Below are 9,838 nucleotides of genomic sequence, written 5' to 3' on the forward strand. Positions count from 1 at the left end.
CGCAACTGGACGCGCTGGGCCTGCACTGGGACGGCGGCGTCATGTGGCAGTCGCAGCGCCACGCCGCCTACCAATCCGCCTTCGACACGCTGGCCTCGCGCGGCCTGATCTACGGCTGCGGCTGCACCCGACGCGAAATCGCCGATTCGGCATTGCGTGGCCAGACCGTGCCCGGCGCGGACGGCGAACGGCCTTATCCCGGCACGTGCCGCCACGGTTTACCGGCAGGCCGCCAGGCGCGCGCCTGGCGCCTGCGCATCCCGGACGGCGTCGAACACTTTGAAGACCGCTGGCTGGGCCCGCAAGCACAGGACGTGGCGCACGCGGTGGGCGACTTCGCCCTGCGGCGCGCGGACGGGCTATGGGCCTATCAACTTGCGGTGGTGGTGGACGATGCCGAACAGGGCGTGACGGACGTGGTGCGCGGCGCCGACCTGCTGAGCTCCACGGCGCGCCAACGCGTGCTGGGCCGCTTGCTGGGCCTGCCCCCCGTGCGCTATCTGCATGTGCCGCTGATCCTGGACGCCGCCAGCGGCCTGAAACTGTCCAAGCAGAATGGTGCCCCCGCCATTGACACCCAAGCGCCTCTGGCGGCGCTACAGGGCGCCTGGCGGGCCTTGGGCTTTGCGCCGCTTGCCGCCGACGCCGACTGTGGGCAGTTTCTGAGCGAAGCCACCGCGCACTGGGCGCGGCGCCTCCCCTGACGCGGGGCCCCGTGCCGTTATAGCGGCTGCAGGTCCGCGCCCAACATCCGCACCAGCAGGGCTTCGCCGTTGTCGCCCACGCGCAGCTCGCCATAGCGGGCGACCTCGAAGCGCTTGGCTTCGCCTTCCTGGAAGAACCAGGCATTGGTCACGATGCGCACGCCGCGGTCGCGCACCCGGTAGCGCAGCGGCACCTCGCCGTCGGCATGCGGATGCACGTCGGGCTGGATGCGCAACGGCGTGGCCACGCCGCGCGCGTCGGTCTTGAGCATCACATAGCCGTCTGGCTCGAAGCCGGGCAGGGTCTCGTCGTCAACCGGACGGTCGCCGCCCAGGCGCAGGCGCGTGATGTCGCGGCTGGCGGCGAAGTTCAGCGCCATGTAGTCACCCTGCATCAGCGACCGCGGATCCACCGGCGCCAGTTCCAAAATGACGACCTTGCCCGAAGCCAGCAGCGTTTCACGCTGCCAGATGCCGCCGTTGGCCACCACCAGCACCAGCGCCAACCCGCCCAGGATGGCCAGCGTGCGCCAGCGCAAGGGTGCCGAAACCGGAGGAAGCGGGGCACGCCGGTCGGGGGACTGCGTGCGCATCAGCCGCGGCACCAGCCAGACCAAGCCGCGCAAGACGAAGAGCAGCAACGCGCCGCCGCCCAGCCACAACGCCTTTTGCAGCAGCGGCACATCCAGCTGGTAGTAGTACACGCCCAGGTAGGCCAGCAAGCTGATCACGCCGAAGACGACCAGGCGCAGCTGGTTCAGCCCAAAACCCAGCAGCAGCCATGCCAGCGCGAAACCGACGCCCGGGCTGGGCAGCCAGAAGCCCGCCAGGATCAGCAGCGCGATCGGCACGCCCCAGGTGACGCCAGCGGTCAGCACATGGCGGCGGGGCCACAGCACCGCCATCGCGGCCGCCGCCGGCAGCAATGCCCCGGCGGTGACGAACAGGGCGCCCTGCGGATTCAGCTGCCACATGGCGGGCAGATGCAGGACGGAGATCCCGCCCGCCAGCCACACCATGCCCTGCACCGACAGCAGGAACGCCCAGGCCAGCGGCTGCAGCGCATGGTCGCGCTTGGCGCCCCCGCGATGGCCCAGGGTCAGGATCACGGCGGTGGCCCAGGCGCCGATCACGGCGATGGGCAGCCACACGACGCTGGACAAGGCGGGGTCGAAATCCAGCCACGCCTCCAGCAGGTCGTCGCGCATCATCTGGGGCGACAGGCCGCGCCAGATCAGGCTGGCGCCGGCTCCCGCAATCAGAACGCCCGACAGGAAACGCAGGATCACATCGGGACCCAGCACGTAGATGGCCGTGGCCATCAGCAGCACGAACACGCAAGCGCTGGTGAACGAGGTGGAATCGGACAAACCGTAAATGATCAGCAACTGCCCGGCGAAAGCCATCGCCGTGCCGCATTGCCGCCAGAAGGGGCCCGCGTCGCTGCGCAGCACCGCCACGCCCGCACCGCACAGGACCAAGCCGGCCACCAGCGCGCCTTCTTCGGACGTGACGATCCCCGAGAAGGCCACGAAAACCAGCAGCAGCAGGGTGGCCAGCCAGGCGCTCAGGCCCAGCAGGCACTGCACGTACCAGGGCGGTTCGGCGTGCGGGACGGCGGTTGGCGCCAGCTGCGCCACGGGCGCGCCCGACTCGGCCGGCTCAACCGCATTGCCGGCCGATGCCGAGGCCGGCTCGGCGTCGGCCGCGACAGGCCCCGAGGCCTGAGGTTCGGCCGCCAGCCTGCGCAGCCAGCGCGCGGCCAGCACGGCTTCGGCCATCAGCAACGCCGCCAGGGGCAGCGCGGCCCAGACGCCAGGCTCCAGGCGCAGCAGCCATTCGCCCACGAATCGCAGCGACACGCAGATGACGCCAGCCGCCAAGATGGCCAGGATGATCAGGTCGCGCCGGACCCGCTGATAATAAAAGCCCAGCCCCACCGTCACGGCAAGCCACGCGATGCCGCTCTGCCCTTGCTCGCGGCCGAAGAAAAAGCCGATGAACATCAGGGACATGACCAGCGCGCTGACGACCAGGGCCGCCAGGATGCGGGGGCCGATCAGCGTGCTGGCGCGCCAGCGGTGCGCGGCCAGTTCCCAGCCCAGCAGCAGCACCAGGTTCAGCGCCGCCATGACGAGGGTGATGGTGTCCGATCCGCCAAACACCGACAGCCACGAGAACATCCGCTCGCCCAGCCAGAGCGCGGCCGCCACGTTCAGCACCAGGATCCACAGCAGCCACACGGCCTGGCTGGCCGCGGCCAGCGCCCAGGGCAGCAGCAACAGCGCCCACCAGGCGAACAATTCCCAGGTATCGGCGCCAGTCTGGTAAGTTTGGCCTAATAACGCGAGCAGGGCGCCCAACAGGATGCCGGCCAACGCCAGGAGCGCGCCAGGGATGCTGCGCCGCACGCCAGGGGTGCCCCGAAGGCGCAGCCCGGCCCAGGCAGCGGCCAGCGCGGAAATCGCCAGCAGGCCCTGCGTGCCGGCGAAGCGCTGCACTTTTGTCATGTCTTGCCAATTGGCGGCGACCCAGCAAATCGCGGCGCTGCCCAGCAGCAAAACGCCTAGCCAAAGCGTGCTTCGCGCCAGGAATTGACGCCAAGCGTGCAGTTCGGATCCCGCTTGTCTTTCAGTGCCGACTTGCATCTGGCGAATCTCCGATCTTATTATCCGCGCTACTAAGGCGGGACTACCGCCACTGGATACACATGAATAAAACGCTGATTATTGCCGAGAAGCCCTCGGTGGCCCTTGATATATCACGCGCCTTGGGAGGCTTTGCGCGCGAGGGCGACTATTTTGAAAGCGAACGTTACGTACTCGCGTCCAGCATCGGCCATTTGCTGAGCTTGGTCGCGCCCAACGATCCGGTCAAGGGGAAGTGGAGCTTCACGCACCTGCCCGTGATTCCGCCGGAATTCGAACTGGGCCCCACCGACAAGAAGTCCGCCGAGCGCCTGAAGCTGCTGGTCCGCCTGGCCAAGCGCAAGGACGTGGATTCGATCATCAATGCCTGTGACGCGGGACGCGAAGGCGAACTGATCTTCCGCTACATCATTCAGTATGCGGGCGTGAAGAAGCCGATCCAGCGCCTGTGGCTGCAATCCATGACGCAGGCCGCCATCCGCGAGGCCTTCGCCAACCTGCGCGACGACGCGCAGTTGAAACCGCTGGAAGCGGCGGCCCGCTCGCGCGCCGAAGCCGACTGGCTGGTCGGGATCAACGGCACGCGCGCCATGACCGCCTTCAACAGCAAGGACGGCGGCTTCTTCAAGACGCCGGTCGGCCGGGTGCAGACCCCCACGCTGGCGATCGTGGCCGAGCGCGAAGAGCGCATCCGCCGCTTCGTGCCGCGCGACTACTGGGAAGTGCGCGCCACCTTCATCGCCGCCGCCGGCCTGTATGAAGGCCGCTGGATCGACCCCCAATTCAAGAAAGACGACCGCGACCCCGAAAAGCGCGAATCGCGCCTGTGGTCGGCCGCCGCCGCCCAAAGCGTGGTGGCCGCCTGCCGCGACCAGCCGGGCAACGTCACCGAAGAATCCAAGCCGTCGACCCAAATGTCGCCGGCGCTCTACGACCTGACCTCGCTGCAACGCGAGGCCAACGGCCGGTTCGGCTTTTCGGCAAAGACCACCCTGGCGCTGGCCCAGACCCTGTACGAACGCCACAAGGCGCTGACCTACCCGCGTACCGATTCCCGCTATCTGCCCGAGGACTACATCACCACGGTGCAGGAAACGATGCGCGCGCTGGCCAAGGGCGGCTCGAACGCCGTGGGCGGCCTGGCCCGCCACGCGGACACGGTCGTCAGCCAGCAGTGGGTGAAACCGAACCGCCGCATCTTCGACAACAAGAAGGTGTCGGATCACTTTGCCATCATCCCCACACTGCAGATCCCGCATGACCTGAGCGAGGCCGAGGCCAAGCTGTACGACCTGGTGCTCAAGCGCTTTTTGGCCGTGTTCTTCCCGGCAGCCGAATACCGCGTCACGACCCGCCTGACCGAAGTGCAGGGGCACCGCTTCCGCACCGACGGCAAGGTGCTGGTCACCCCGGGCTGGCTGGCCGTCTACGGCAAGGAAGCCCAGGGCGAAGACGCCAACCTGGTGCCCGTGGCCGACGGCGAGACCGTGCGCACGGAAGACGTCGAAGCCGTGGGCCTGTCGACCAAGCCGCCGGCACGCTTCAACGAAGGCACCTTGCTGTCCGCCATGGAAGGCGCCGGCAAGCTGGTGGACGACGAAGAGCTGCGCGAAGCCATGTCCGAGCGCGGCCTGGGCACGCCGGCCACGCGCGCGGCCATCATCGAAGGCCTGTTGAACGAGGTCTATCTGCGCCGCGAAGGCCGCGATCTGGTGCCCACCGCCAAGGCGCGCCAGCTGATGACGCTGCTGTCCGGCCTTGACGTCACCGAACTGACCTCGCCGGAACTGACGGGCGAGTGGGAACACAAGCTCAAGCAGATCGAGCAGGGCGGCCTGGGCCGCGAGGCCTTCATGCGCGAAATCGCGCAGATGACGCAAGTCATCGTCAAGCGCGCCAAGGAATACGAGCGCGACACGGTGCCGGGCGACTACGCCACGCTGCAGACGCCGTGCCCCAAGTGCGGCGCCGTGGTGAAGGAAAACTACCGCCGCTTCGCCTGCACGGCTTGCGACTTCTCGATCGGCAAGCACCCGGGCGGCCGCACGTTCGAACTGCCGGAAGTCGAAGAACTGCTGGCCAAGCGCGAAATCGGTCCGCTGCAGGGGTTCATCAGCAAGATGGGCCGGCCGTTTGCCGCCATCCTGCGCATCAGCGATGAATACAAGCTGGAGTTCGACTTCGGCCAGAACGACGAAGACGACACTGAAGCCGTGGACTTCTCCGGCCACACGCCGGTGGGTCCGTGCCCGAAGTGCCAGTCGCGCGTGTTCGAGCACGGCATGAGCTACGTCTGCGAAAAGTCCGTCGGCCCCGAAAAGAGCTGCGACTTCCGCTCGGGCAAGGTCATCCTGCAGCAGGAGATCTCGGCCCAGCAGATGGGCAAGCTCTTGACCGACGGCCGCACCGACCTGCTGGACGGCTTCGTGTCCAGCCGCACCAACCGCAAGTTCAAGGCGTTCCTGGTGCGCCAGCCGGACGGCAAGGTGGGCTTCGAGTTCGAGCCGCGTCCTGAAAAGCCGGGCCGCGCGCCGGGCAAGACGGCGGCAAAGACGGCCACCAAAACGGCCGCCAAGACCGCTGCGAAGAAGGCGCCGGCCAAGAAGGCCGCGGTGAAGAAGACCGCCACGAAGACGGCAACGAAAACGGCGACCAAAACCGCCGCCAAGAAAGCCGTGAAGAAAGCGGCGCCGAAGAAAACGGCGTCGTAGGATGGGTGAAGCGCGAGGATGTGCCAACAGGAACTCCGGCACATATCGCGCGCAACCCATCAAGCGGCGGTGATGTCTTAACCGCTCCCGCCATAATTGACCGACGCCCGGGCAACCGGGCGTTTTCCATTGTTGGACGGCAGGCGCTGGGGTATTGTTTACGCCAAACAGCTGCAACCCAATCAAATGCCGAGGACGACATGACCCACAGCCCCGATTTCACCACCCGCCGCCGCGTGCTGGCCGCTGCCGGGGCGCTGGCCGGCGTCAGCCTGCTCAATGGGCGGGTCGCCTTCGCGCAGCCCAAGCTGGGCCGCGTCGTCTACGGCCAGGGCAGCATCGACCCCTTTTTCGCGGCCGGCTACGTGGCGTTGAAGAAAGGCTATTTCAGCGAAGGCGGCCTGGACGTCGAATACCTGAATTCGCAAAGCGGCCCGCGCACCAACCAGCTGCTGGCCGCCGGCCAGATCGTGTTCGGCGCCACGGCGGCCACCGCCGCCCCCGCGCTGACCATCGCCGGCAAGCCCGCGACGCTCGTGTTCGGCTTTGACCGCAAGCTCACCTACGCCAACGTCATCGTGCGCCGCGAGGACTTCGACAGCGGCAAGATCAAGTCGCTGAAGGACCTGGCCGGCAAGCGCGTGGGCGCCACCCAGCCGCAGTCCAGCACCTGGCTGATGGCGCTGTACCTGATGCAGAAGGCCGGCGTGGCCGACAAGGTGGACATCCGCCCGCTGGGCGATCTGGCGACGATGCTGGGCGCGCTCAAGACCGGCTCGGTGTCGGCCAGCATGGCCACCATGTCCATGATGGAGCAGGCCCGCCAGGAAGGCTGGGGCGTGCCCATTTTCGACGCGACGACAGAGGCCTCGTGGAACGAATTCATGGGTGGCGACGTCCCCGGCATCGCGGCGCTGACGCTGGAAGACACCATTCAGAAGCGCCCCGAAGTGGTGCAGGCCTTTGTGACCGCGATGGTCAAGGCACAGGACTTCATCACGGCCAACACCGCCGCCGGCATCACCGACGTCATCTATGACGACTACCTCAACGCCTTCCCGCGCGCGGCCATCGAGAAGACCCTGGGCGTCTACAAGGACACCGTGTTCCTGAAAGACAACCTCATCACCGAAGACGCGTACAACCGCATGACGGCCATCATGGGCGACGGCCGCCAGTTCTCCAACGACGAGATCAAGACGGTGCCTTACGCCAAATGCGTGAACATGGCCTTCGTGCGGAAAGCGCGGGGCCTGTGATGATCACGCTGGACAAAGTCGGCAAGGCATACCAATCGCGCCAGGGCACGACGCATGCGGTGGGCGAGGTCAGCCTGACGATCGAACAAGGCGAATTCGTGTCGATCGTCGGCCCCTCGGGCTGCGGCAAGAGCACGCTGCTGAATATGATCGCCGGCTTTTTGCGGCCCACCACCGGCACCATCCGCGTAGACGGCCAGGTGGTGGACGGGCAGGTGCCGCCCGCGCTGGGCTACATCTTCCAGAAAGACACCTTGCTGCCCTGGTTCAGCGTCAAGAAGAACGTGGCGCTGGGCTTGAAGTTCCAGGGCGTGGCCGCCGACAAGATCGACCGCCGCGTGGCTGAACTGCTGGAACTGGGCCACCTGGGCGCCTTTGCCGACGCCTTCCCGCATCAACTGTCCGGCGGCATGCGCCGCCGCGTGGCGCTGTTGATGAGCCTGGCCGTCGAGCCCCGCATCCTGTTGCTGGACGAGCCCTTCGGCGCGCTGGACACCCACACCAAGACGCACCTGCACCGCGAGCTGATGGAGATCTGGCGCAAGCTGGGCCAGACCATCGTCATGGTCACGCACGACCTGGACGAAGCCATCCTGCTGTCGGACCGCGTGGTGGTGCTGTCCGGCCCGCCCAGCCGCGTGCTGCTGGACGAGCGCATCCGCATCCCGCATCCGCGCGACGTCTTCACGCTGCGCGAAACCCCGCAGTTCGTCGCCCACGTGCAAAGCCTCTGGAGCGTGCTGGGCCAGCAGTTCCGCGCCGCCGCCTGAATCCCCCTGCGTCATGATCCCGACTGAAACCTCTGATTCCCTGCAGGACCAGCTGCGGCTGGACCGCCGCGCCGGCATTGCCCGCCGGGTGCGCATCACTTTGTGGCAAGTGCTGATTCTTGCCGTCATCCTGGGCTCGTGGGAGACGCTGACGCGCATCCCGTGGTTCACCCAGAACACGCTGTTCGACCCCTTCTTCATCAGCCAGCCCTCGCGCGTGGCCGTGCGGCTGTGGGAATGGATGCAGCCCGGGCCGCGCTCGGTCTGGCCCCACTTGTGGCTCACGCTGCAGGCCACGATGGTGGGGCTGGTCGTCGGCGTAGGCAGCGGCTTCATCGTCGGCATGACGCTCAGCCGCAGCCGCTTCCTGGCCGACGTGTTCAACCCGTTCATCGTGGCGTTCAACTCGATGCCGCGCATCGCGTTCGTGCCGCTCATCACCATGTTCTTTGGCCTGGGGCTGGCCTCCAAGGTAGTGACGTCCTGGTTCGTGGTGTTCTTCCTGGTGTTCTTCAACACCTACAAGGGCGGCCGCAGCGTCGAGCGCGAACTGGTGGACTTCTGCCGCACGCTGGGCGGCTCGCCGCGCCAGATCCTGTGGCGCGTGCGCATCCCGACGGCGGCGGCCTGGACGTTCGCCGCCTTGCCGAACGCCATCAGCTTCGCGCTGATCGGCGTGGTGCTGGCCGAGTTCGTCGGGTCCACCACCGGCATGGGCTACTTGATGATCACCGCGCTGGCCACGCTGAACGCCACCGACATGTTCGCCGCCGTGACGCTGCTGTCCATCGTCGGCATCGCGCTGGTTTATTGTGTGACGTGGCTGGAGCGGCGCCTGCTGCACTGGGCGCCGGAGTTCCGGGAATAGGTGGGGCCCGCCCCGAAGCGCTACGCGATGGAGAACTGAATTGAAGGCACTACCTTATCTGCGCAACTTCGACCTGACCGGACAGGTTGCGCTGGTCACCGGGTCCGCGCGCGGACTGGGCTTTTGCATTGCGCGGGCGCTGGCGGGCTGTGGCGCGCGCGTGCTGATCAACGGGCGCAACGCCGCGGCCGTGGATGCCGCCGTGGCCGACCTGGCGGCCGCCGGCCTGGACGCGCATCCCTTGCCCTTCGATGTCAGCGACGACGCCGACATGGCGCGCGCGTTCCAGCGCATCGACGACGAGCATGGGCGCCTGGACGTGCTGGTGAACAACGTGGGCGCCCGCAACCGCAAGACCTTGCGCGACACCAGCCCCGCCGAAATCCGCGAGCTGATCGACACGGACCTGGTCGCCGGCATGCTGCTGGCCAAGTTCGCGGCCGAACGCATGGTGCGCCAGGGCGGCGGCCGGCTGATCGCCATCACGTCGGTGGTGGGCGAGCTGGCGCGCGCGGGCGACGCGGTGTACCCGGCGGCCAAGCAGGGCCTGACCGGCATGGTGCGGGCCCTGGCCGCGGAATTCGGCGGCCACCACATCACCAGCAATGCGATTGCGCCCGGGACCTTCGCGACGGAGACCAATGCGGAAATGGTGGCAGACCCCAAGGTCGGCCCGCGCATCGCGGCGCGCAATCCCACGGGGCGCTGGGGCGAACCGGAGGAAATCGCCGGCGCGGCGGTATTCCTGGCGTCGCCGGCCGCCTCGTACGTGAACGGCCATGTGCTGGTGGTGGACGGCGGGCTGTCCATCCAATTCTAAAAATCAGGTCGTCTCGTCCTGATACCAGACGCCTTCGGCCAGCATCATCTTCTGGTGG

General features: G+C 67.3%; 7 protein-coding genes. 6 read left to right on the forward strand and 1 reads right to left on the reverse strand.

What is annotated here, in order from left to right; all coding sequences use genetic code 11:
- Positions 1-704 (forward strand): tRNA glutamyl-Q(34) synthetase GluQRS (gene gluQRS, locus ACO6D5_RS25295; protein ID WP_485826892.1); only part of this gene is annotated, 704 nt, incomplete at its 5' end.
- Between the two features lie 17 nt (positions 705-721).
- Here gluQRS and ACO6D5_RS25300 read toward each other — a convergent pair.
- Positions 722-3,352, reverse strand: a complete 2,631-nt coding sequence (locus tag ACO6D5_RS25300; RefSeq protein ID WP_485826893.1) for a GDYXXLXY domain-containing protein — start codon at positions 3,350-3,352, stop codon at positions 722-724.
- A 62-nt stretch (positions 3,353-3,414) separates the two neighbouring features.
- On the opposite strand from ACO6D5_RS25300, the gene ACO6D5_RS25305 reads away from it, so the two are divergent.
- The 5 genes from ACO6D5_RS25305 to ACO6D5_RS25325 all read left to right on the forward strand — a co-directional run bounded on the left by ACO6D5_RS25305 (position 3,415) and on the right by ACO6D5_RS25325 (position 9,780).
- On the forward strand, positions 3,415-6,063 hold the full coding sequence (locus ACO6D5_RS25305) for a DNA topoisomerase III (protein ID WP_315529585.1): 2,649 nt from the start codon (positions 3,415-3,417) through the stop codon (positions 6,061-6,063).
- 200 nt (positions 6,064-6,263) lie between these two features.
- Complete coding sequence (locus tag ACO6D5_RS25310; RefSeq protein ID WP_485826894.1) at positions 6,264-7,322, forward strand: ABC transporter substrate-binding protein; 1,059 nt, start codon at positions 6,264-6,266, stop codon at positions 7,320-7,322.
- A complete protein-coding gene (locus ACO6D5_RS25315; protein WP_006227774.1) occupies positions 7,322-8,092 on the forward strand; it encodes an ABC transporter ATP-binding protein in 771 nt (256 codons plus the stop codon). The genes ACO6D5_RS25310 and ACO6D5_RS25315 overlap by 1 nt, the downstream gene beginning before the upstream one ends.
- Positions 8,093-8,105: 13 nt before the next feature.
- Entirely contained in the window at positions 8,106-8,960 is an 855-nt protein-coding gene (locus tag ACO6D5_RS25320; protein WP_006227773.1) for an ABC transporter permease, read from the forward strand.
- Positions 8,961-9,000: 40 nt separating this feature from the next.
- On the forward strand, positions 9,001-9,780 hold the full coding sequence (locus tag ACO6D5_RS25325; RefSeq protein ID WP_485826895.1) for an SDR family oxidoreductase: 780 nt from the start codon (positions 9,001-9,003) through the stop codon (positions 9,778-9,780).
- The last annotated feature ends 58 nt before the right edge of the window (positions 9,781-9,838 follow it).

It is taken from the genome of Achromobacter sp. (assembly GCF_057314935.1).

What these genes read in the sequence shown, in the direction of transcription:
- ACO6D5_RS25300 (WP_485826893.1), bottom strand. Translation starts at nt 3,352, where the DNA reads ATGCAAGTCGGCACTGAAAGACAAGCGGGATCCGAACTGCACGCTTGG.
- ACO6D5_RS25305 (WP_315529585.1), top strand. Translation starts at nt 3,415, where the DNA reads ATGAATAAAACGCTGATTATTGCCGAGAAGCCCTCGGTGGCCCTTGAT.
- ACO6D5_RS25310 (WP_485826894.1), top strand. Translation starts at nt 6,264, where the DNA reads ATGACCCACAGCCCCGATTTCACCACCCGCCGCCGCGTGCTGGCCGCT.
- ACO6D5_RS25315 (WP_006227774.1), top strand. Translation starts at nt 7,322, where the DNA reads ATGATCACGCTGGACAAAGTCGGCAAGGCATACCAATCGCGCCAGGGC.
- ACO6D5_RS25320 (WP_006227773.1), top strand. Translation starts at nt 8,106, where the DNA reads ATGATCCCGACTGAAACCTCTGATTCCCTGCAGGACCAGCTGCGGCTG.